At 68.5% G+C, this 22,773-nt stretch carries 20 protein-coding genes; 9 read left to right on the top strand and 11 right to left on the bottom strand.

Annotated features, from left to right (window positions below; translation table 11 throughout):
- Nucleotides 1–174: 174 nt before the first annotated feature.
- From ACQEVY_RS33425 to ACQEVY_RS33410, 4 genes are all read left to right on the top strand, one after another.
- Nucleotides 175–942 (top strand): DUF4097 family beta strand repeat-containing protein, encoded by a 768-nt coding sequence (locus ACQEVY_RS33425; RefSeq protein ID WP_432953105.1) that lies wholly within the window; start codon nucleotides 175–177, stop codon nucleotides 940–942.
- A 74-nt stretch (nucleotides 943–1,016) separates the two neighbouring features.
- Entirely contained in the window at nucleotides 1,017–2,471 is a 1,455-nt protein-coding gene (locus tag ACQEVY_RS33420; protein WP_432953104.1) for a hypothetical protein, read from the top strand.
- A 66-nt stretch (nucleotides 2,472–2,537) separates the two neighbouring features.
- Nucleotides 2,538–2,762: an FmdB family zinc ribbon protein gene (locus tag ACQEVY_RS33415; RefSeq protein ID WP_432953103.1), complete on the top strand. Its 225-nt coding sequence runs from the start codon at nucleotides 2,538–2,540 to the stop codon at nucleotides 2,760–2,762.
- 141 nt (nucleotides 2,763–2,903) lie between these two features.
- Complete coding sequence (locus ACQEVY_RS33410) at nucleotides 2,904–3,728, top strand: DedA family protein (RefSeq protein ID WP_432953102.1); 825 nt, start codon at nucleotides 2,904–2,906, stop codon at nucleotides 3,726–3,728.
- Here the strand turns inward: ACQEVY_RS33410 and ACQEVY_RS33405 are convergent.
- The 3 genes from ACQEVY_RS33405 to ACQEVY_RS33395 all read right to left on the bottom strand — a co-directional run bounded on the left by ACQEVY_RS33405 (nucleotide 3,637) and on the right by ACQEVY_RS33395 (nucleotide 8,314).
- Nucleotides 3,637–4,476, bottom strand: coding sequence for an HAD family hydrolase (locus tag ACQEVY_RS33405; protein WP_432953101.1), 840 nt, complete (start codon nucleotides 4,474–4,476; stop codon nucleotides 3,637–3,639). The two genes, ACQEVY_RS33410 and ACQEVY_RS33405, sit on opposite strands and share 92 nt — an antisense overlap.
- A complete protein-coding gene (locus tag ACQEVY_RS33400) occupies nucleotides 4,476–6,992 on the bottom strand; it encodes a phosphoribosyltransferase (protein ID WP_432953100.1) in 2,517 nt (838 codons plus the stop codon). The genes ACQEVY_RS33405 and ACQEVY_RS33400 overlap by 1 nt, the downstream gene beginning before the upstream one ends.
- 149 nt (nucleotides 6,993–7,141) lie before the next feature.
- Nucleotides 7,142–8,314: an HpcH/HpaI aldolase/citrate lyase family protein gene (locus ACQEVY_RS33395; protein ID WP_432953099.1), complete on the bottom strand. Its 1,173-nt coding sequence runs from the start codon at nucleotides 8,312–8,314 to the stop codon at nucleotides 7,142–7,144.
- A 197-nt stretch (nucleotides 8,315–8,511) separates the two neighbouring features.
- Here ACQEVY_RS33395 and ACQEVY_RS33390 point away from each other — a divergent pair, with 197 nt between their 5' ends.
- A complete protein-coding gene (locus ACQEVY_RS33390; RefSeq protein ID WP_432953098.1) occupies nucleotides 8,512–9,345 on the top strand; it encodes a TerD family protein in 834 nt (277 codons plus the stop codon).
- A gap of 40 nt (nucleotides 9,346–9,385) precedes the next feature.
- Here ACQEVY_RS33390 and ACQEVY_RS33385 read toward each other — a convergent pair whose 3' ends face one another.
- The 6 genes from ACQEVY_RS33385 to ACQEVY_RS33360 all read right to left on the bottom strand — a co-directional run bounded on the left by ACQEVY_RS33385 (nucleotide 9,386) and on the right by ACQEVY_RS33360 (nucleotide 13,897).
- Nucleotides 9,386–10,126, bottom strand: coding sequence for a TerD family protein (locus ACQEVY_RS33385; protein WP_432953097.1), 741 nt, complete (start codon nucleotides 10,124–10,126; stop codon nucleotides 9,386–9,388).
- A 126-nt stretch (nucleotides 10,127–10,252) separates the two neighbouring features.
- Nucleotides 10,253–11,398 (bottom strand): DUF475 domain-containing protein, encoded by a 1,146-nt coding sequence (locus ACQEVY_RS33380; protein WP_432953096.1) that lies wholly within the window; start codon nucleotides 11,396–11,398, stop codon nucleotides 10,253–10,255.
- Nucleotides 11,399–11,447: 49 nt separating this feature from the next.
- The gene (locus ACQEVY_RS33375; protein ID WP_432953095.1) at nucleotides 11,448–12,023 is read right to left on the bottom strand and encodes a TerD family protein; all 576 of its coding nucleotides are present in this window, start codon (nucleotides 12,021–12,023) and stop codon (nucleotides 11,448–11,450) included.
- 123 nt (nucleotides 12,024–12,146) lie between these two features.
- A complete protein-coding gene (locus ACQEVY_RS33370; RefSeq protein ID WP_033320773.1) occupies nucleotides 12,147–12,722 on the bottom strand; it encodes a TerD family protein in 576 nt (191 codons plus the stop codon).
- A 113-nt stretch (nucleotides 12,723–12,835) separates the two neighbouring features.
- On the bottom strand, nucleotides 12,836–13,294 hold the full coding sequence (locus ACQEVY_RS33365; protein ID WP_328771961.1) for a peroxiredoxin: 459 nt from the start codon (nucleotides 13,292–13,294) through the stop codon (nucleotides 12,836–12,838).
- 165 nt (nucleotides 13,295–13,459) lie between these two features.
- Complete coding sequence (locus tag ACQEVY_RS33360) at nucleotides 13,460–13,897, bottom strand: DUF3052 domain-containing protein (RefSeq protein ID WP_328828268.1); 438 nt, start codon at nucleotides 13,895–13,897, stop codon at nucleotides 13,460–13,462.
- 479 nt (nucleotides 13,898–14,376) lie between these two features.
- Between ACQEVY_RS33360 and aceE the strand changes: the two genes are divergently transcribed.
- Nucleotides 14,377–17,124 (top strand): pyruvate dehydrogenase (acetyl-transferring), homodimeric type, encoded by a 2,748-nt coding sequence (aceE, locus tag ACQEVY_RS33355; protein WP_432953094.1) that lies wholly within the window; start codon nucleotides 14,377–14,379, stop codon nucleotides 17,122–17,124.
- A gap of 261 nt (nucleotides 17,125–17,385) precedes the next feature.
- Nucleotides 17,386–18,153: a potassium channel family protein gene (locus ACQEVY_RS33350; protein WP_432953093.1), complete on the top strand. Its 768-nt coding sequence runs from the start codon at nucleotides 17,386–17,388 to the stop codon at nucleotides 18,151–18,153.
- A 121-nt stretch (nucleotides 18,154–18,274) separates the two neighbouring features.
- Here ACQEVY_RS33350 and ACQEVY_RS33345 read toward each other — a convergent pair whose 3' ends face one another.
- Entirely contained in the window at nucleotides 18,275–18,583 is a 309-nt protein-coding gene (locus ACQEVY_RS33345; RefSeq protein ID WP_432953092.1) for a small hydrophobic protein, read from the bottom strand.
- Nucleotides 18,584–18,862: 279 nt separating this feature from the next.
- Nucleotides 18,863–20,485: an MFS transporter gene (locus ACQEVY_RS33340; RefSeq protein ID WP_432953091.1), complete on the bottom strand. Its 1,623-nt coding sequence runs from the start codon at nucleotides 20,483–20,485 to the stop codon at nucleotides 18,863–18,865.
- 223 nt (nucleotides 20,486–20,708) lie between these two features.
- On the opposite strand from ACQEVY_RS33340, the gene ACQEVY_RS33335 reads away from it, so the two are divergent.
- Entirely contained in the window at nucleotides 20,709–21,374 is a 666-nt protein-coding gene (locus tag ACQEVY_RS33335) for a TetR family transcriptional regulator (protein ID WP_432953090.1), read from the top strand.
- A gap of 159 nt (nucleotides 21,375–21,533) precedes the next feature.
- The gene (locus tag ACQEVY_RS33330; RefSeq protein ID WP_432953089.1) at nucleotides 21,534–22,754 is read left to right on the top strand and encodes an alpha/beta hydrolase; all 1,221 of its coding nucleotides are present in this window, start codon (nucleotides 21,534–21,536) and stop codon (nucleotides 22,752–22,754) included.
- Nucleotides 22,755–22,773: the final 19 nt, after the last annotated feature.

Raw genomic sequence — 22,773 nt, 5'->3', positions numbered from 1 at the left:
ACCCACCGGGTCCGGTCCCGGTCCCGGGCGATGCGGGGGATTACCCCACCCGGGATCCGGGAGTGGGCCGGATCCCGCCCAGGGCCCCCGCTCCGTACGGTCGAAGAGCGTCCCAAGCAGCCGTAGGTCCACGAAGTCCGCGGCCGGGGCGCCCGACACCAGGGGGAGCCCGTCATGACCGTACGTATCCGCCGTTCCGCAGTCGTGGCCAGCGCGGCCGTCGCCGCCGTCACCCTCTTTGCCGCCGGGTGCGGCGCCGACGCGGGAGACGACAAGGAACCCGAGAACCGTTCGTTCGCGCTCGAGGGCCGGACGCTGACCGTCGACTCCGACGACTCCGCACTCGAACTCGTCGCCGCCGATGTCGACGAGGTGAAGGTCACCCGGTGGTTCCAGGGCAAGGTCGTCGTCGGCGACGACCCCAAGGTGACCTGGGCGATGAAGGACGACAAGCTCACGCTGCGGATGAAGTGCTCGGGCATGGTCACCGGCTGCTCGGCCAAACACCGGATCGAGGTGCCGCGCGGCATCGCGGTCACCGTGAAGGACGGGGACGGCAGCATACGGGCGAGCGGCTTCAAGGAGGCCCTGAACGTCCGCACGGGCGACGGTTCCGTGCGCGTCGAGGACTCCAGCGGGCCGCTGACCCTGCACACCGGCGACGGTTCGGTCACCGCGACCGACGTCGGCTCCCGGCGCGTGGACGTGCACACGCAGGACGGTTCCGTGCGGCTCGGCCTCGCCGCTGTGCCGGACCGGGTCGCCTCGAGCAGCCAGGACGGCTCCGTCACGATCGAGCTGCCCGCAGAGGCGACGTACCGGGTGAAGGCCAAGACCGGCGACGGAAGCGTCGATGTGTCCGTGCCCCGCGACGAGCACAGCGCGCACGAGGTGTCCGCCGAGACACGGGACGGGAAAGTCACGGTGCGTACGGCGAACTAACCGGGCCGTGTGTTCGTCCCTACCTGGTGGGAGAATGACACCGGGCAGGGTGGACCACAGCACGGGAGAGGGATGTGACGGCGACACCTTCACAGCCGTACACGCCGTTTGTGCCATGGGCACAGCAACTACCTCGCAACCGTGCCGATTTGAGGGCAACGAGGGCCGGGAAGTCCGGGAGGGCCGACAGAGGTACGAGGCCCCGGGGCGCCGCCCGTGACCTGCTGACCCTGGCTCTCCTCCCGTTTCCGCTGCTCGCGCTCACGCTCCCCGCCGCGTTCACCGGCGGCGGGACGCGGCGGTGGTTCGGCGGCCGTTCCGAAAGCCAGCGGGCCGAGGCGCAGGCGGCCAAGGACGCCGCCGCTGCCGCGTTCTACGAACTCGACACCGCGCAGCGCGATCTGCGCATCTCCATCGAGACCATCACGGCCGTCGACGACTCCCCCGCAGCCCGGCGCGCGGTCGCCGACTTCGACGCGCTGGGACGTCGTATCGACGAGGTCAGCCATACGTACATCAACGCGGTCGACGCCCACGACCTCGACCGCGACGACCTGGAAGCCTCCGTCGCCGCCCGGGCGCGTACGGAGCTGACCAAGGCGAAGGACGAGCTGTCCCGCGTCAAGCAGGAGCTGGACCGGTTCACCGACGGGCTCGGCCCGCTGCTCGGCAAGGCCGAGACCCAGCTGGCCCGACTCGCCCCCGCCGTCGAGCGCGCCCGCCAGGCCCTGCTCGCCGCCTCGAACGCCCTGGATGCCGTACGAGGCTCAGGGCTCAAGGCCGACGACCTGGCCGCCCGTCTCGCCGCCCTCGGCCCGGAACTGACCAAGCTCAACCAAGGCGCCGGACAGCACGGCGTCCCGGAGACGCTGGAGCGCGCCGACCGGGTCGCCCGCGACGCCGAAGCGGTACGCGCGGAGGCCGAGCGCCTGCCGGAACGCGCCGCCGAGATCGACCGCCGCCTCGTCTCGCTACGTACCCGCGCCCAGGCTCTGACCACCCGCTCCGGACAGGTGGATCCGGTACTGAGCGAGCTGCGCCGCCGCTTCACGGCCGCCTGCTGGCAGGACCTCCAGCACGTACCGGACCAGGCCGCCGAGACCGTACGGCAGGCCGAAGCGAAGCTGACGGAGGCCAAGACCGCGCGCGACGAACAGCGCTGGGCGGACGCGACGGCGCTCCTTTCCACGGTGCGGGCGCTGCTGAACACGACCGACGAGGCCGTCTCAGCAGCCGGCGACCGCCTACGGCGGCTGAACGAGGTCCAGAAGGACCCCCAGCGTGAGATCGACCGCACGCGCTTCGCGATCCGCGACGCCCAGCGACTGGCGATGGCAGGCCGTCACACCCCCGACCCGCGTCACGCCCGCCCCCTCGACGACTCGGTGGCCCGCCTTGAGCGAGCCGTCGCCACCCTGGAGGGGCGGCACCCCGACTACTGGCACTTCCTGACCGAGACGGAGGCCGTACGGCGGACGGTGTCCCGGGTGGTGACCCAGATCCGCGAGGAGCGGGGCCACTCGGCCTGAAGCGCACGGGAAGTACGCGGAAGCGCGCGGCCCCTCCCCGCGCTTGCCGCCCGCTAATCTGTCCGTATGCCTCGCTACGAATACCGCTGCCGGACCTGCGGCGACACCTTCGAAAAGAGCCGCCCCATGGCCGAGTCATCGGCCCCCGCGGCCTGCCCCGCCGGCCACGACGACACGGTAAAGCTGCTGTCGACAGTCGCCGTCGGCGGCTCAGCCACGGCACCCGCGACCGCACCGGCCGCCCCCAAGACGAGCGGCGGAGGGTGCTGCGGCGGGGGTTGCTGCGGCTGACCCCAGCGGTTGCTGCGGCTGACCCCGGCGGCTTCCGGGCGCCATTCAGGCGCGGAGGAGTCGCTGCTCCACGCAGCCGCACTCCCCTCTCGCAGCCCGTCCTCAGGGTCTCTTCAGCTTCGATTTTCTAGCGTGTGTGGCATGACAGCCATCGCAGCCGGCGTCGCGGCGGACAGCGGCGCGCCACAGTGGATCAACAACCTCATGGACACGCTCGGGGCGCCGGGCGCGGGCATCGCCATTGCCCTGGAAAACCTCTTTCCGCCCCTGCCGAGCGAGGTCATCCTGCCGCTCGCGGGGTTCGCGGCGAGCACCGGACAGATGAACCTGTTCGCGGCGCTGCTGTGGACGACGGCCGGTTCCGTCATAGGCGCGCTCGCGCTGTACGGAGTGGGGGCGCTGCTCGGGCGCGACCGTACGGTGGCCATCGCGGCTCGGCTGCCGCTGGTGAAGGTCGCGGACATAGAGAAGACGGAGGCCTGGTTCGTCCGGCACGGAACCAAGGCCGTGTTCTTCGGACGGATGATCCCGATCTTCCGCAGTCTGATATCCGTGCCCGCGGGCGTCGAGCGCATGCGCCTGCCCGTCTTCCTCTGCCTGACCACGCTGGGCAGCGCGATCTGGAACACCATCTTCGTCCTCGCCGGCTATCTGCTCGGCGAGAACTGGACGGAGGTCACCGGCTATGTGTCGGCCTACTCGAAGGTGGTGCTGGTCGCGGCGGTACTGGCGGTGCTGCTTTTCGCGGGCGTACGGCTCTTCAGGCCGGGGCGGAGCGGGCGCGACGGGCGACGGCGCGCCAAGGATGGGGAAGCCGCCTCCATAGCCTCGTCCGTCGGATCGTCCGTCGCGGCCACCACGGAGAGCCCTGGCTCTACCGAGCCTCCCGCGCCGACCGCACTTCCCGCAGGAACTCCCGCAGAATCCGCTCACCCGCGGCGACACCCCGCTCTGGAAGAGAGGTGATCCCAGGGGCAGTCCAGCCCACGTCGGCCAGTTCGCCGTGGCCCGGGCGCCAGCCGCGGTCCGCGGCGAGGAGGAGGTCGGCGTCGAGGAGGGAGTCGCCCGCTGCGAGGGTGAGGTCGGCTCCGGTGCGGCGGGCGATCTCGTGCATCGCGGCGCTCTTGGTGAGCGGCTTCGGTACGGCGTAGATCTTGCGGCCCTGGAGGGAGACGGTCCAGCCGCGGTTCTCCGCCCAGACGGCCAGCTCCTTGACCCAGTCCTCGGGGAGCAGTTCGCGCTCGACGACGACATACGCGAAGAGATCCTCGGCGACGCGGTGCTTGCGTACCCAGGCGGGGTCGGCGGTGGCCGCCATATGGTCCCGTACCTCAGCGAGCGGGGCGCACTCACCGGCCAGTCGCTCGGTGACCTGGGCGTGCCACTCCGGGTCCGAGGCGCCGTCGACGAGGAGGTGGCCGCCATTGGCGCAGATCGCGAACTTCGGGGCGGGGCCGGGGAGTTGGATGCGGCGGTACTGCTGACGCGTACGGGTGGTGGTCGGTACGAAGAGGGCCTCGTCACCGAGTTCGGCGAGTTCGGCCAGCAGTGCGGCAGCGGTCTCGGTCATGTAGGACAGCGGCTTGCTCTCGTACACCTCGACGCACAGCAGCCGCGGCGCCCGCTCGTCCGGCAGGGGCAGCGCGAGTGCGGCGGCGGAGTAGATGAGCGTGCGGTCGAGGTCGCTGGCCACAAGGACCTTCGGCGAGGACATCAGGCGCTCACCGCCTTGCCGTCGGCGCCGGTCGCCCCGCGCGTGTACTTGGGGTGGATCAACCCGACGCAGGTGTACGGGAGTTCGGCGACCTCCTCGACGGGTACACCGCGCTGTTCGGCGAGCAGGCGTACGTGGTCGAGGTCGGCGCCCGCTTCCGCGCGGGCGAGGATCTTCCAGGGGACGCGGCGCAGCAGTACGCGGGTCGTCTCGCCGACGCCGGGCTTGACGAGGTTCACGTCATGGATGCCGTACTCCTCGCTGATCCGCTCAACTGCCGCCCAGCCCTCCCAGGTTGGGTTGCGGTCCATGGAGAGGAGCTCCTTGACCAGGGTGTCGACGGCGTCGCCGACCTCGTCGAAGCGGTCAGAGATGGCGTCCAGGAAGTCGACGGAGACGTCCGCGCCGGCGAGTTCGCGGTAGAACTTCGCGCCGTGGTAGTCGTGCTGACCGACCAGGTCGGCGCGGAGCACCGTACGCGAAATGAGCCCGGAGACCGTGGAGTTGAGGCAGGCGGAGGGAATGAGGAAGTCCTCGCGGGTGCCGTAGGTGCGGACGCAGGAGCCGGGGTCGGCGAGCACCGCGATCTCCGGGTCGAAGCCGGTGACGCCGTCGGAGGCCTCGAACTCCTCGATGGCCTGGGCGAGTTCGCGGGTGATGGCGCCCTTGCCGGTCCAGCCGTCCACGAAGACGACATCGGCCGGGTCATGGTGGGCAGCGAGCCAGCGCAGCGCGTTGGCGTCGATTCCGCGCCCGCGCACGATGGAGACGGCGTAGTGCGGCAGGTCGATCGCGTGCCGGTGCTGGGCCCAGCGGCGCATCAGGATGCCGATGGGGGTGCCGGCGCGGGCGAGCGAGACGAGGACGGGGCGCGGGGACCGTTCAGCGAGCACGGTCTCCGTGACGGCGCCCGCCGCCTGGGCGATGCGGGCGGCGGAGGTGTCCAGCGCGGCGCGGAACAGCTCCTGGTACCGGTCGCTCGGCTGGTACTCCACCGGCAGCGACTCCGCGTAGTGCGCGCCCCCGCTCTGGATCGCCTCCTCGCGCTCCTCCGTCGGCGCCTCCAGCGTCACGTCCGAGAGGTCCTGGAGCAGCCAGCCGACCTCGTCAGGGGCATACGAGGAGAAGTCGGGGCCGCGAAGGGGCTCGGGCAGCATGGCGGACCTTTCGGACAGCTGCGGGGTGGGGGCGTACGACGGAGTGGAGGTGGAGGCGTACGAGAGTGTGGCGGCAGAGGCGTACGACGGTGTGTACGAGGGGATGACGGCGAGCAGCACGCTCGGGGTGTGTGCGGCGAGCCGTGCCAACAGGCCATCCGGGGCGTGCAGTTCGGGCGTGTCGGCGACCGAGTCGACCACGGCGACGACGGCGTCGAATCCGCCGCCCGCGACGTTGTAGGCGTACCGCTCGCCGGGACCGTCGTCCGGATTGTCGTGGGCGGGGAAGACGAGGCGGCTGCGGATCGCGTAACCGGGGTCGTCGACGGCGAGGACCGGGGAGCGGGTCGTGGTGGAGTAGCGGACCTCGGCGTCGGTCAGCTCCTCCAGCGCGACGCCGAGCCGCAGCGGCGCGTACATCAACTCCTCGAAGCCGAGGACGAGTACGCGTCGCGCGTCGTCCGGCAGCGCGTCCGCGAGCCGCCCGGCCATGGCGGGCAGGGCGCCCTCCAGGCGTATCCGGTGCTCGGGCGTGAAGCCGTGCCGGCCACCGTCGGGCAGGCCCTGCGGCCAGCCGAGCTCCACGCGCGCGACGGTGCCACGTTCCGAAAGCGCCGGAGGCCCCGCCGACGCCGCCAGCTGTTCCGGGGCCGACTCATGCTCGGCGACCAGGGCCTGCCCCTTCTCCAGTACGCCGTCGGGCAGCCACACCGTCCCCGAGGCCGCCGCCACCAGGTCCACGCGGGCGCCGATCTCCAGGGCGAAGGCATCGAGGCGGCCCTGGTCGGCCGGGGAGCGCATGTCGACGAGCGCGACGATCACATAGTGCTCGCGCGGGTAGCGCTCGTGCAGCGCGCGGATCGTGTTGAGCACGGTGTTGCCCGTGGAGAACTCGTCGTCCACGAGGACCAGCGCCCCGTCTCCAGCGAGCAGCCCGGGCTTCTCCGGCAGCAGTAGATGCGAGGTGGCGTGCGAGTGGGACTCCTCGAAGCCGCCCGCCCGCTCGACTCCGTCGACGGGGCGCCGCGTCGAGTGCAGATAGGGCGCGAGGCCCAGGCCGTCCGCGACCGAGTGGCCGAGGCCCGTCGCCGTCTCCGCGTATCCGAGCACCACGGCCCGGCGCGCCCCTGCCTCGCCGAGCAGTTCGCGCACTCGGTGGCCCAGTTCGTACCCGGACTGCCACACCGTGCGCGGGCTCTGCGGTACGTGCTTGCCCAGCACGTTCGACACCAGCAGATGCGCGCGCTTGGGGTTGCGCCGCAGGGCAAGCCCCAGCAGCTCGCTCAGCTTCTCGTCACCGACGAGTTCGACGCCGAGCCGCTCCGCGACCCAGGTACCTGTCCACACCACGTTTCTCATTAAATCCCTGTGTTCGGCCGGAGAGCCCGGCAGCATTTTCGGCCGCGTCGACCCGGCAGCATTCTCGGCCAGATCGGCCCGGCGGCAGATCCCTGTGTCTGGCCGACGGCAGATCCCCGTATCTGGCCGGGCAGCCCCTCGGCGATTCCCTACGTCTGGCCGGCCAGCCCCGCGGCGAGCAGCTCCACAAAACCGATGTCCTCGTTCGCGACGCCGAAGACCTCGGCGCGCTGCAGGGTGCGCTCGGCCCAGGCGCGGTGCGGCTTCACCTCGTTCATCTTGTTTGTGTACGCGGACCGCATGACGCCTCCGCCGCCACGCTCCGGACGCAGTATGTCCTGGGCGTCGCTGTACTCCTCGTGACTGACCACCGACAGAGCATGCACGGGCAGTACGTGTGAGGGGTGGATGCAGGTCTTGCCGGTCAGTCCGTTGGCCCGGTCGAGAGAGATCTCGCGCAGCAGCCCGTCCATGTCGTGCTCGATCAGCGCGTTGCGCAGGTCCTCGGCCTCCGGGGTGAAGGGGCTGCGGCGCAGTTGCGGCTTGAACATGCGCTCCTGGACCCGGAAGTACTCCCACACGGGGCCCGTCACCGTGAATCCGGTGCCGTCGGCCCGCCCCAGGACGTTCACCACGTCGGCGATCACGGAGGCCACGATCTGCACGTCGTACGCCGTCATGTCGGGCGCCCGGCGCAGCCCGTAGGAGGAGCAGAAGTCGGTGACGCCGAGCCTGAGCGCGAGGACCCGGTCGCGGTACTTGTCGACGGCCCGGAAGATGCCCGCCAGGGTCTCCACGCGCGACTCGCGGTACAGCAGGTCCGGCGATTCGAGGACGGGCATGGCGAACAGCCGCCGCCCGCTCGCGGCCTCGGCCGCGGTGAGCGCCTCCAGGAACGGCACGCCCCGCTCCTCGGTGAACTTCGGCAGTACGAATCCGGACAGCAGCCGGGCCGCGTCACCGAGCCGCTCGACCAGGTCCGGTATCTGCTCCGGAGTACGAACGCGGATGAACAGCAGCGGCAGCTCGGTCTCCGGGCAGCCGTCGGCCAGCGTCTCGAACTGCCGGACCAGGTTCTCCTCGGCGCCCGCGACCTCGGCGTCGTCTATGGAGTCCTCCAGGCACAGCACCATCGAGACCACACCGCGCCCGATCTGCTTCACGATGTCCTCGGCCAGCCTCGGTCTGGTCGCGGGGCTGTACAACGTGGCGCCGAGGGCCACGGAGAGCGTCTGGGCCGGGGACTCCGCGGTGAAGACGCGGGGTTCCTGATGGAAGAGGCGCTGCCGCACCTCCGGAGCGATGTGCCCGAAATGACGCATGTGACTCCCCCGGGGCGGCTGAGACGCCTGACGATATGTGGCCGGTAATAGTACGTAGAGATCCATGTCCGAGGTTCCCGCCGGGCATGAAATTCAGGTAACGCACACGAACACAACCATGTCCTCCAGCGTCACACCGAAAGGGTTGTGGCGCACCCGCGTTGTCGTGACCAGGACCGAGAAGGCAGGATGACCGCATGACGCACGCGATGCTGAAAGGGTCGAACGTACCGCTGGACGCCAAGGCGGTACGGTCCGTGCTGCGCTGGTCGCCGGGGCAGGGCGTGCCCGACGTGGACGCCTCGGCGCTGCTCCTCGGGCCCGACGATCGTGTGCGATCCGACGAGGACTTCGTCTTCTACAACCAGCCCCGCCACCCCTCCGGCAAGGTCTGGCGCCTCGGCAAGAAGCGGGTCACCGAGGGGCTCACCGACGCGATCCAGTCGGATCTGTCGGGCGTCGAAAGCGCGGTGACGCGGATCCTGCTGGTCGCCTCGGCGGAAGGCGTCACCTTCGACCGCGTACCCGCCCTGCGGATCCTGCTGTACGACGCCTCCGTCGCCGACGGTGAGCCGCTGGCGTACTTCGACATCAAGCCGGAGACCGGCGAGGAGACCGCGCTGATCTGCGGCGAGCTGTACCGGCGCGGGAAAGGCTGGAAGTTCCGGGCGCTCGGCGAGGGCTATTCGAACGGCATCGAGGGCCTGGCCAGCGACTTCGGCATCATGGTGGACGACTCCGAGCCCGAGTCCGCCGGCAACTCGGCGCCACTGCCGCCCGAGCAGCCCGCCGCCTCCGGTCTGCCCCAGCAGCCGGCGCAGCCCGCGTACGGCTACCCCCCGGAGTCCACGACCCAGCCGGCGTACGGCTACCCGCAGCCGGCCTCGTACGCCTACCCGCAGGCGGCCCCCCCGGCCCAGCCCGCCGCGGCGACGGCCCAGCCCGCGTACGGCTATCCGCACCCGGTCCCGGCCCTCCCCGACCCGGAGTTCAAACTGCCGCCGCAGGGGCCGCAGTTCGTCGGACGGTGAGCACCACTCGGCCGGGGCATCCGCTGCAGGCGTACGGGGCTCAGCGGTCGGCCTTGGCTTTGTAGCCGCGGCCCCACTGCAGCCCCCAGCCGTACAGCCGGTCCAGCTCCGCCTGGAACCCGTACACGAACTTCACCTCGCGCCGCACAACCAGCTCGTTCTTGACGTTCTCGATCATGACCACCGCGCAGGAACGGGCCTGTGGGTGGCGCTCGTCGAGGCCGACCTCGATCCGCGGGCCGTTGCTGGGGTAGAGGGTCACGATGGCGTGCGTACGGTCGAAGGCCGGGGTCTGGTCGTAGATGTAGACGAAGACCAGGAGCCGCTTGATCTGCTCGCGGTGGTCGAGGTTGATGAAGATCGTCTCGCCCGAGCCCGAGCCGAAGCGGTCGTCGCCGCTGAGTTTCACGTACGGCGGTCCGTTGAGCTCTCCGTAGAAGCTGCCCAGCGGCTGTACGACGCCCTTGGTGCCGTCCGTCAGCTCGTACAGGCACCCCAGGTCGAGGTCGACGTTGACCATGCTCTCGGTGTGCGCCTGCACCACTTCGGGCTTGAACGCCTGGAACGGATGCCGAAGCAGGCTGCCGCGCCGACCGCCGCCTATGTCGGACGTGCGCATCCGCCAGGACAGATTGATCCGCAGATTGCCGTTGGCCGCGCCCTGTTTGGTGAGCGAGACCGACTGGTTCCGCTTGGTCAGCGTGATGGCGTTGGTCGCCGCGCTCCCCGAATCGAACTGCGTCGATCGTCCCCCACGCCACAGACCGTCCCAGAAGCTCATTCCACCCCCACGGTTAGCTGTTCACCTCGGCGAACACCAACGAATACAACAGATACGACGACGGGGCGGCCACGAGGACTTCCTCGTGGCCGCCCCGCCTCAGAGCGTTCCTCAACGGGAGGGGTGTCACACCCCGGACGAGACTTCTGCCTTGTCGCCCGAGGCGTCAGCTTTTCCCTCGGCGGCCGCCAGCGCGCGGTTGCGGCGGACCGAGGACCAGAAGGACCAGCCGATCAGGACGACGCCGATGAGACCGGTGATGATCTCGTTGATCTCGTACTGGATGGTGATCAGCAGGATCGCGGCGAGCGCGCCGATCGCGTAGTGCGCGCCGTGCTCCAGGTAGACGTAGTCGTCGAGCGTGCCCTCGCGGACCAGGTAGACGGTGAGCGACCGGACGTACATGGCGCCGATACCGAGGCCGAGGGCCATCAGCACGATGTCGTTGGTGATGGCGAAGGCGCCGATGACACCGTCGAAGGAGAACGAGGCGTCCAGAACCTCCAGGTAGAGGAACATGAAGAAGGCCGCCTTGCCGGCCATCGCCACCGCGGAGACCGGCTTCCCGGCCTTCTTGGCCTCCTCCTCGGCCTCGTGCTCGCGCTCTTCCGATTCCTCGAGCCGATTCTCGAAGAAGCCGGAGAGACCGCCCACCACCATGTATGTGATGAGACCGGCGACGCCGGAGAGCAGCACTGTCTCCGCCTTGTCGGCGTGCCCGGCGTGCAGGTGCGCGTTCTTGGCGAAGGTCAGCGCGACGCCCAGCAGGACGATCAGCGCGATGCAGGCCGAGAGCATGTCGACCTTGCCGAGCTTGGCCAGCGGACGCTCGATCTTGCCCAGCCACTTGATCTCACGGTCCTCGAAGACGAAGTCGAGGAAGATCATCAGGAGGAACATCCCGCCGAAGGCCGCGATCGACGGGTGGGCGTCGGTCACCAACTCCTCGTAGCGGTCCGGGTTGTTCAACGCCAGGTCGACGGCCTCAATGGGGCCGAGCGAGGCACTGACCGCCACGATCACCACGGGGAAGACGAGCCGCATTCCGAAGACGGCGATCAGAATGCCGACGGTGAGGAAGATCTTCTGCCAGAAGGCATTCATCTTCTTCAGGATCCCGGCGTTGACCACCGCGTTGTCGAAGGACAGCGAGATCTCGAGGATGGACAGGATCAGCACGATCCCGAACGCGCCCCATCCGCCGAACAGCACCGCTGCGACCAGGCCGAGCGCGGTGACCGCGAACGACCAGCCGAAGGTTTTCAGAACCACTGGCTACCCAATCATCTGTGTACGGGTCTCCCCCGCGCCGCGCGCGGCTTTACGAAACATTGACTCCGAAGTCTAGAGCGATGCCCCGCAGCCCCGACGCGTACCCCTGTCCTACGGCCCGGAACTTCCATTCCGCGCCGTATCGGTAGACCTCGCCGAAGATCATCGCGGTCTCGGTGGAGGCGTCCTCGGAGAGGTCGTAGCGGGCCAGTTCCTGACCGTCGGCCTGGTTGACGACGCGGATGAACGCGTTGCTGACCTGGCCGAAGGTCTGGCCGCGATTGTCGGCGTCATGAATCGAGACCGGGAAGATGATCTTGTCGACGTTGGCCGGCACCTTGGAGAGGTCGATCAGGATCGACTCGTCGTCGCCGTCGCCCTCGCCGGTGAGGTTGTCGCCGGTGTGCTCGACCGAGCCGTCCGGGCTCTTGAGCTGGTTGTAGAAGATGAACCACTCATCACCGAGCACCCGCCCCGAGTTGCACAGCAGTGCGCTGGCATCGAGGTCGAACGGGGCTCCGGTGGTGGAGCGTGCATCCCAGCCGAGCCCGATCAACACCTGCGTGAGGTTCGGTGCGGCCTTGGAGAGGGAGACATTGCCCCCCTTGGCGAGCGTGACGCCCATGTTTCTGTTCCTCCCCGGTCAAGCCTTCAGTTGTCGAGCGCGTCCGGCGCCGCACTGGTGGTGTGCGACGCCGGACGGAGGTGAAGCGGCAGGTCCTGTTCTGCGAACAGGAACCGAAAAGGCTCAGACGTTGACGCCGAAGTCCTGCGCGATGCCGCGCAGGCCCGAGGCGTAGCCCTGGCCGATGGCGCGGAACTTCCACTCCGCGCCGTGACGGTACAGCTCGCCGAAGACCATGGCGGTCTCCGTCGAGGCGTCCTCGGAGAGGTCGTACCGCGCGATCTCCGCGCCGCCCGCCTGGTTCACGACGCGGATGAACGCGTTGCGGACCTGGCCGAACGACTGCTGGCGGTTCTCGGCGTCGTAGATCGAGACCGGGAACACGATCTTCTCCACGTCCGCCGGAACGCCGGCGAGATTGACCTTGATCTGCTCGTCGTCGCCCTCACCCTCACCGGTGAGGTTGTCACCGGTGTGCTCGACCGAGCCGTCCTGGCTCTTCAGGTTGTTGAAGAACACGAAGTTGGCGTCGCTGCTGACCTTCCCCTCGGCGTTGGTCAGGATGGCGCTGGCATCAAGGTCGAAGTCGGTGCCGGTGGTGGTGCGGACGTCCCACCCCAGACCGACGATGACCGCGGTAAGGCCCGGCGCCTCCTTCGAAAGCGATACGTTGCCGCCCTTGCTGAGGCTGACTCCCACGAGTCCTCCCATTGGTGTCCAGGGGCGGGGAGCCCCGTAGTGCGTTGGTATCGGATCAACGTGTCGATCCTAGTGAGGGGTTCCCTGTTGACGCAGGCCCTGCGGGCGAAGAATCACAGAGTGTCCAGCGCTTTCACGTACTCGTTCAGGTCACGCGCGTCCGGAAGACCGTTCACGACGGTCCAGCGGACGACTCCGTCCTTGTCGATGACGAACGTGCCGCGCACCGCGCAGCCCTTGTCCTCGTCGAAGACGCCGTACGCCCGTGAGACCTCGCCGTGCGGCCAGAAGTCGGACAGCAGCGGGTACTCCAGGGCCTCCTGCTCGCCGAAGACGCGCAGCGTGTGGATGGAGTCGTTGGAGACGGCAAGCAGCTGGGTCTCGCGGTCGGTGAACTTCGGCAGGTTGTCGCGGAGGGCGCAGAGCTCTCCGGTGCACACGCCGGTGAAAGCGAACGGGTAGAAGAGCAGAACTACGTTCTTGGCTCCGCGGAAGTCGGAGAGCTTCACGGTGGCGCCGTGGTTGTCCTTGAGCGCAAAGTCCGGCGCCTTGTCGCCGACCTCGATCGCCATGGTCCTGCCATCCCTTCCTGGGGGGTAGTCGGGCATGCCCACCTTACGATCACGGGGTTTCCAAAGCCTGCGACTGCCCGCCTCCCCCACACACCCGCACCCAAAACGAGCCCGCAAAGCCCGGAGGGGCCCGCAAAAGCGAGCCCCTCCGGTAAGACGAGAACGTCACCTCTTGGACTTGGCCGCCTTCGGCGTAGCCAGGCGGCTGCCGCTCCAGTCCTTGCCCACGCTGATGCTCTTGGTCTGGGACAGCCCCGCGGTCGTCGCGGCTTCGGCGATGTCGCTGGCCTCCACGTAGCCGTCACGGCCGGTCTTCGGCGTCAGCAGCAGAATGCCGCCGCCCTCTTCGACGTACGTGGTGGCATCCACCAGCGCATCCGTCAGGTCGCCGTCGTCGTCACGGAACCAGAGCACCACGGCGTCGGCGACGTCGTCGTACTCCTCGTCCACGAGCTCGCTGCCGATCACTTCCTCAATGGCCTCGCGGAGCTCCTGGTCGACGTCGTCGTCGAAGCCGATCTCCTGGACCACCTGCTCGGGCTGGAATCCCAGCCTGGCGGCCAGGCTCGTCCGCTCCTCCGCGTGGTCCGCGGTCGCGCTCACGGGTTGCCTCCTGATCATGTTTGGTAAAGGTTCAAGCCACGCGCGTGCGCGAAGCATTGGCCGTAGTCCACACGGGCGGGACGGATCGCGCAAGTACCCGGCCGTTGAGACCGCCGAAACGGTGACGATCCCGGCGGTGTCGCCGCAACTCCAGACAGCCAATCACGGCTCCAGGTGACACACACCACAGCGATCTGCCCGCTTTGCGAATTTCGGAACCCTTCGAGGGTACGGGACTCGAATGACTTTGCGGACCGCGTCACGGGTCGGGCGTATCGTTGCGATTTGCCGGGCCCGTCCCCGTGGAACCACGTAAACGTCCCGGTTACCCCTCGGTAGAGGTGACGTTTCCGTTCCCGAGGTACACGATGGGGATCGGTGTGAACCCCGAGGGCAGCGGCGAGAACACCGAGCAACGACCCAGCAGAGCCGAGAAGAAGAACCGAGAAGAACGGCCTCCCTGAAAGCGAAGGAACAGCGTGGCTTCCGGACCCGATCGCAACCCGATCATCATTGGCGGCCTTCCGAGTCAGGTACCTGACTTCGACCCCGAAGAGACCCAGGAGTGGCTCGATTCCCTCGATGCCGCCGTCGACCAGCGCGGCCGGGAGCGAGCCCGGTATCTGATGTTGCGCCTGATCGAGCGGGCCCGCGAGAAGCGCGTGGCCGTGCCCGAGATGCGCAGCACGGACTACGTCAACACCATCGCCACCAAGGACGAGCCGTTCTTCCCGGGCAACGAGGAGATCGAGCGCAAGATCCTGAACGCGACCCGCTGGAACGCCGCGGTCATGGTCTCGCGGGCCCAGCGCCCCGGCATCGGCGTCGGCGGCCATATCGCCACCTTCGCCTCTTCCGCCTCCCTCTACGACGTGGGCTTCAACCACTTCTTCCGCGGCAAGGACGAGGGCGACGGCGGCGACCAGGTCTTCTTCCAGGGCCATGCCTCGCCGGGCATCTACGCACGCGCGTTCATGCTGGACCGCCTCTCCGAGCGGCAGCTCGACGGCTTCCGCCAGGAGAAGTCGAAGTATCCGGACGGCCTGTCCAGCTACCCGCACCCCCGCTCGATGCCGGACTTCTGGGAGTTCCCGACCGTCTCCATGGGCCTCGGCCCGCTGGGCGCGATCTTCCAGGCGCGGATGAACCGCTACATGGAGGCCCGCGGCATCGCGGACACCTCCAAGTCCCATGTGTGGGCCTTCCTCGGCGACGGCGAGATGGACGAGCCGGAGTCGCTCGGCCAGCTGTCCATCGCCGCGCGCGAGGGCCTGGACAACCTGACCTTCGTCGTCAACTGCAACCTCCAGCGGCTCGACGGGCCCGTACGCGGCAACGGCAAGATCATCCAGGAGCTGGAGTCCCAGTTCCGGGGCGCCGGCTGGAATGTGATCAAGCTGGTCTGGGACCGCACCTGGGACCCGCTGCTCGCCCAGGACCGCGACGGTGTGCTGGTCAACAAGATGAACACCACGCCGGACGGTCAGTTCCAGACGTACGCCACCGAGACCGGCGCGTACATCCGCGACCACTTCTTCGGTGACGACCAGCGGCTGCGCGCGATGGTCGAGAACATGACCGACGACCAGATCCTGCATCTCGGTCGCGGCGGTCACGACCACCGGAAGATCTTCGCGGCGTACTCGGCGGCCCGCGCCCACAAGGGCCAGCCGACAGTGATCCTCGCCAAGACGATCAAGGGCTGGACGCTCGGCCCGAACTTCGAGGGCCGTAACGCCACGCACCAGATGAAGAAGCTGACGGTCGCAGACCTCAAGGGCTTCCGCGACCGCCTCCACCTGCCGATCTCCGACAAGGAACTGGAGGAGGGCCCGCCGCCGTACTACCACCCGGGCCCGAACTCCGAGGAGATCCAGTACATGCACGACCGCCGCAAGGGCCTGGGCGGTTACGTCCCGACCCGCGTCGTGCGCTCGAAGCCGCTGACGCTGCCCGAGGACAAGACGTACGCGAGCGTGAAGAAGGGGTCCGGCCAGCAATCGATCGCCACGACCATGGCGTTCGTACGGCTGCTGAAGGACCTCATGCGGGACAAGGAGATCGGCAAGCGGTTCGTGCTGATCGCGCCGGACGAGTACCGCACCTTCGGCATGGACTCGTTCTTCCCGAGCGCGAAGATCTACAACCCGCTCGGCCAGCAGTACGAGGCGGTCGACCGCGACCTGCTCCTCGCCTACAAGGAGTCGCCGACCGGGCAGATGCTGCACGACGGCATCTCCGAAGCCGGCTGCACGGCCTCGCTGATCGCGGCCGGTTCGACGTACGCGACGCACGGTGAGCCGCTGATCCCGGTGTACGTCTTCTACTCGATGTTCGGTTTCCAGCGCACCGGTGACCAGTTCTGGCAGATGGCCGACCAGTTGGCGCGCGGATTCGTACTGGGTGCGACCGCCGGCCGTACGACGCTGACCGGTGAGGGTCTGCAACACGCGGACGGACACTCGCAGTTGCTCGCCTCGACGAACCCGGGCTGTGTCGCGTACGACCCGGCCTACGGCTTCGAGATCGCGCACATCGTGAAGGACGGGCTTCGCCGGATGTACGGCTCCTCCGAGGAGCACCCGCACGGCGAGGACGTCTTCTACTACCTCACCGTCTACAACGAGCCGATCCAGCACCCGTCCGAACCGGAGAACGTTGACGTCGAGGGCATCCTCAAGGGCATCCACCGCTTCTCGGCGGGCACTTCGGGCTCCATTCCCGCGCAGATCATGGCGTCCGGTGTCGCCGTTCCGTGGGCCGTCGAGGCGCAGAAGATCCTCGCCGAGGACTGGAACGTCAAGGCGGACGTCTGGTCGGCGACCTCCTGGAACGAGCTGCGACGCGAGGCCGTGGAGGTGGAGGAGCACAACCTTCTGCACCCCGAGGAGGAGCAGCGAGTTCCGTATGTGACGCGCAAGTTGTCGGACGCCGAGGGTCCGTTCGTGGCGGTCTCCGACTGGATGCGATCGGTTCCGGATCAGATCTCGCGCTGGGTACCCGGCACGTACCAGTCCCTGGGGGCGGACGGTTTCGGCTTCGCGGACACCCGCGGGGCAGCTCGCCGCTTCTTCCACATCGACGCCCAGTCGATCGTGGTCGCGGTCCTGACGGAGCTCGCCCGCGAGGGGAAGGTCGATCGCTCGGCCTTGAAGCAGGCCGTTGATCGGTATCAGTTGCTGGATGTTTCGGCGGCGGATCCGGGTGCCGCGGGAGGCGACGCGTAAGCGCTCCGCTTGAGGGCGGGTTACTAGGGTCCGTTCCTCGGCTGCAGGTCCGTTGTGGCTGGTCGCGCAGTTCCCCGCGCCCCTAACGGGGCGCCCCTGGAGCCGCCAGCCACAACGGACCCGTCACCTGCCTGCAGCCCGCACTCAACACGCACCTATAAGGGGCGCGGGGAACTGCGCGAGCAACCACAACGCACCCGCATCCGGCAACGAACCCATCCGCCCGACCGCCGGAGGCAACCCACACCCGATAATGCCCATATGAACGAGGGATCGGCGCAGCTTCGTTGGGAGCGGCGTACTCAGCAGCCGTTGATGGGGATGGCGGTGGTGTTCGCCGTCGCCTATGCGGTGCCGATCGTTTGGCCCGACGCCAGTCGCGCCGTGATGGACGCGTCTGCCGTCGTGGAGTGGGTGGTGTGGGGAGCTTTCTCCCTCGACTACCTCGTACGGCTCGTACTGGCCGACCGGCGCGGGGAGTTCGTACGTACGCACTGGCTTGACCTGTGCGCCGTACTGCTGCCGCTGATCCGGCCGCTGCAACTGCTCAGGGTCGTGGCCACCGTGCTGCTCGTCGGACAGCGGGCCAGGATGGCCACGCAGATCCGGCTCACGACGTACGTCGCAGGCGCCGTGGTGGCGCTGATGATGTTCGGCTCGCTCGCCGTGCTGTCCGTCGAACGGGAGTCGCCGGACGGCAACATCAAGACGATGGGTGACGCGGTGTGGTGGTCGTTCACCACGATGACGACCGTCGGCTATGGCGATCACGCGCCGACGACCGGGCTCGGCCGCATGATCGCGGTCGGGCTGATGCTCTCCGGGATCGCCCTGCTCGGTGTCGTCACCGCCAACATCGCGGCCTGGTTCATCGCCCGCTTTGAGTCGGACGACGTGGAGGAGCGCCGGCAGACGGCCGCGATCGAGGCTCTGTCAGAGGAAGTTCGGGCGCTGCGCGCCCAGGTGGCCGCGCTGTCCGAATCTCCGGGAACGCTGCCCGGGAAGGGCCGTACGCACGACCACGTATAGGGCCGTGTCCAGGGCCGTAAGCACGGCCATGCACAGGGCTGTTGCACAGCGCCCTACGCACGTGACCGCCCCGCGCTCCTGACGGAGCGCGGGGCTCCCCTCACGTCCCGCGGACCGCGGATCAGAAGATGCCGGCCGCGGGAGTTCCTGCCCCGGCGAGCCAGACGATCGCCAGGATCGTGTCGATCGTGCCCAGCACTACGGCGATCACTGCCGGTACCGGGCGGGCGCCGCTCCAGCTGCGTCCCATGGCGAGCCAGCCGCCGGCGATCGCCACCGGGCCGAGAACGATGCCCAGTGCGAAGAAGCCGGCGACCGCGCAGATGGCGCCGATGATTCCGAGCGTCGCGCGATCCGGCCCACTCCGTGACCACGTCCGGCTACGTGAGCGGGGGTGCTTGCGCGTGGTGTGTCCGAAGCCCGCCATCATCAACTCCCTGGGGTTTTGCTGCCGGTTCGGGCTCGATGCGGCGGGTACCCCGGTTCGTCATCCCTAGACACGCTCTCTGGGACGTGAGTTGCATCCGCGGCGCGCCATCCCCCTCCGGCGGCGCGCCGCGGCCTGGCCCGACTGCCGTGGCGTACGGATCAGGTGAACCACTCTGGCCCCCGGCAAGGGCCGTACGAAAGTCCTATGGACACCAGTCACCCTGATAGGCGAACCCCGTCGAGCGGACCCGACGGGGTGTCAGACGGGGTGGGTGGCCGGTTAGATGTGCCCCGCCCCCGGCCCGGCGGCGTCCGCGTTGGCGCCGCGCTTGGTGAGGAAGGCGACCAGGACCGCGACGGCGGCGACCCCGGCGGCGACCAGGCTGGCCAGGCTCATGCCGGAGATGAACGTGTCGTGGGCGACGTCCGTGATCTTCTCGGCGATCGGGGCCGGTGTGTCCGGCGGGACGGGTGCGGCGCCCTGCTGGACCGCCTGCGAGGCCTGCCCGAGCTGTTCTTCGGAGAGCGGCGGAAGCTTGGCCTCCGCCCAGTTGCCCGCGAGGTCGTTGTCGACCTTGGAGGCCATCACGGCGCCGAGGACCGCCGTACCGAGGCTGCCGCCGATCTGCATCGCGGCCTGCTGGAGACCGCCGGCGACACCGGAGAGCTCCATCGGCGCGTTGCCCACGATGACTTCGGTCGCGCCGACCATGACGGGCGCGAGTCCGAGGCCGAGGAGGGCGAACCAGATCGACATGACGCCGCTGCCGGTGCCCTTCTCCAGCGTCGACATGCCGTACATGGCGATGGCCGTGCACGCCATGCCGCCCGCGAGCGGGATGCGTGGCCCCACCTTGGTGATCATGGCGCCCGCGAGGGGGGAGCCGACGATCATCATGCCGGTGAGCGGCAGCAGGTGCAGGCCGGCGTCGATGGGGCTCATGCCGTGCACGTTCTGCAGGTAGAAGGTGACGAAGAAGAGGCCGCCCATGAAGGCGATGGCCATCAGGACCATCAGGACGACACCGGCCGAGAGCGGTACGGAGCGGAACAGGCCCAGCGGGATGAGCGGTTCCCTGACCTTGGTCTCCCAGAGCGCGAACAGGGCGAAGCCGAGCACGGAGATGCCCAGGAACGTCCAGGTCATACCGTCGCCCCAGCCCCACTCGGGGGCCTTGATGAGCGCCCAGACCAGGCAGAACATGGCGCCGGACAGCAGCCCGATGCCAAGCAGGTCGAAGGAGCGCGGAGCGTTCTCGGCGCGGTGGTCGGTCAGGATCCACACGCCGAGGACGACGGCCAGGATGCCGACGGGGACGTTGATGAAGAAGACGGACTGCCAGTTGACGTTCTCGACGAGCACGCCGCCGAGGATCGGGCCGCCCGCGGTGGAGGCGCCGATCACCATGCCCCAGATACCGATGGCCATGTTCAGCTTCTCGGCGGGGAAGGTGGCCCGCAGCAGTCCGAGCGCGGCCGGCATCAGCAGTGCGCCGAACAGGCCCTGGAAGACGCGGAACGTGATCACCATGCCGATCGAGCTGGACAGTCCGATCACGCCCGAGGCCGCCGCGAAGCCCACGACGCCTATGAGAAAGGTCTGCCGGTGTCCGAACCGGTCGCCGAGCTTGCCCGCCGTGATCAACGTGACGGCGAGCGCCAGGAAGTACGAGTTGGTGATCCACTGGACGTCGGCGAAGGTGGCGCCCAGGTCCGTGGCGATGGCCGGGTTGGCGATGGCCACGATGGTGCCGTCTAGGGCCACCATCATGACGCCCACGGCCACGGTGATGAGGGTCAACCAGGGGTGGCCGCGAAGCCCCCGGTCCGTTGTCCGGTCCGACGGGACGACTGGCGTCTTGTCCCCCGAGCCCGTCTTGTCGACAGTGGTCTGACTAGTCATGCGTTCGAGGCTAATGGCAGCCACTGACACTTGACGAACCGATTCACAAGTCGGTAACTGTCACGTCACGCACGGATAGGGTGAGCTGGACAAAAAGGCTGGGACAGGGCTTGGGCTAGGCCTGGGCAAGCTTGGGAGCGAACAAGGCTTGGCGCGAACAGCCCGGACAGTCCGGACGATACGGATAGTTGGAACATTTCAGGCAGCTCGGAAGGGAGGGCCCATGGACACGCTTCCCCGCCCCGGACTGCGCGAGCGCAAGAAGCAGCGGACCCGGGACGCGCTCGTACGGGCCGCTCTGGAGCTGTTCACGAGCAAGGGGTACGAGCGGACGACGGTCGACGAGATCGCCGAAGCCGTCGATGTGTCACAGCGCACGTTCTTCCGCTATTTCGCAGGCAAGGAGGAGGCCGCTTTCGCCGTACTGGAGATGACGGAGGCGCATTTCCTCGACCTGGTGCGCGAACGGCCGCCACACGAGAGCCCGTTGGAGGCGCTGCGCCGGGCCGTCCTGGAGAACTGGGACACCCTGCACGAGACCATCGAGAGCGTCATCCCGGTCGAACTCCACATGCGCACCTTCCAGCTGATCGAGTCGACACCCGCTCTGCTCGCCGTCCATCTGCGCCGCACCGCCGTACTGGAGGAGAAGCTCGCCCAACTGATCGCCGAGCGTGAAGGCCTGGACGTGGACGCCGATCCGCGACCGCGGGTGGCGGTGGCCGTGTTCAGCGGCGTGATGCGGGTGACCGGGCAGCGATGGAGCACGGGGGACGACATAAGCGTCGAGGCGATTCGCGCGCTGACCACCGCTTATCTCGACCAGGTGGGGCCCGCGTTGGCCAAGGACTGGAACGTACAAGGCAAAACGGACGGCGACAGGGCGTGACGATTCAACTCCCATACGGGGCGTGACGCTTCAATCACCTACACAGCGTGAGGCTTTAACTCCCACTGAGCCCGGATTGCCCCAATTACCCAGTGAGAAACGTGATCCCCCTCACTCGGTTAACGCGAGACACTCTTGTTCTCTTAGTGTGTCCTCCCAGTGACTTCCTTCGACTCCCCTCCCCAACTCAACGTCTGGCGCGCTCTCCTCGCTCTGGCCGTCGTCTTCGTCATGCTGGCGACCACCGGCTGGACCGTCGTACGCAACCACAGAGCCGCCCCGACGCCGCTCGAAGCCTCCCTCTCCGCCTGGGAGCGGGGCAGCATCGGCGGACGCTCGCTGCCGGATCCGGATGCCGCTCCGGCCCGCCTCACCCGCTTCTTCGCCTCGCTCGACGTCCAGCAGCGGCACCGGCTTGCCGCCCGCTATCCGCTCGCGGTCGGCAATATGAACGGGGCGCCGGTGAAACTCCGCTACCGCGCCAACCGCATCGCGATCGACGAGGCACGCAAGACCGAGCGAGAACGCATGCACGACGAACGGCTCTCGCCCGCCGGTCAGCACGAGGCGGGCCGCCGTATGCATCGTTACGAGGACCTGCTGGCCGAGGGCCGTCAGTTCCTCTCCTTCGACCCGCTGGGCGCGGGCCGGATCGCCGAGGTCTTCGGTGACCTGGGCAAGGCGCAGCGCGTCTCGGTCGTCGTGCCGGGGGTCGACACCGACGTACTGAACTTCCAGCGCACCGACCGCGAGTTCGCCGCGCCCGTCGGCATGGCGAGGTCCCTGTACCTGGAGGAGCGCGCGGCGAGCCCGAGTACGCGTACGGCCGTGATCGCCTGGGCCGACTACACGGCGCCCAGCGGGGTCGGTATGGACGCGGCCACGGGCGTACGCGCCGAGGAGGGCGCCGTCCGGCTCAACACGCTCGTACGGACGCTGCCCGGGCGCTCGCCCATCGCGCTGTACTGCCACAGCTACGGCTCCGTGGTGTGCGGTGTCGCCGCGCGCAATCTGCCGTCCCGGGTCTCCGACATAGCGGTCGCGGGCAGCCCCGGGATGCGGGTCGCGAACGCCGCGCAACTGGGCACCTCCGCTCGGGTGTGGGCCACGCGGGACTCCGACGACTGGATCCAGGACGTGCCGTACATGGCGGTCGGCTGGCTCGGTCACGGGGCCGATCCGGTGTCCTCGGGATTCGGGGCGCGGGTGCTGTCCGCGTGGGGCGCGAAGGGCCACGCGGGCTATTTCGAGCCGGGTACGGAGAGCCTGCGCAACTTCGCCGAGATCGGTGTTGGCGCGTACCGGGCGGTGAGCTGCGCACACGAGGATGACGTGTGCCAGAAGGGTTTGTCCGACATGGCTGAAGCCGGACGCGCGTAGAGGACGAAGAAACAGCGGT

The organism is Streptomyces sp. CA-288835 (assembly GCF_050936385.1).
GTDB lineage: Bacteria > Actinomycetota > Actinomycetes > Streptomycetales > Streptomycetaceae > Streptomyces.
Note: the sequence above shows the minus strand (reverse complement) of the source record. Positions and strands in the feature narration are given on the sequence as shown.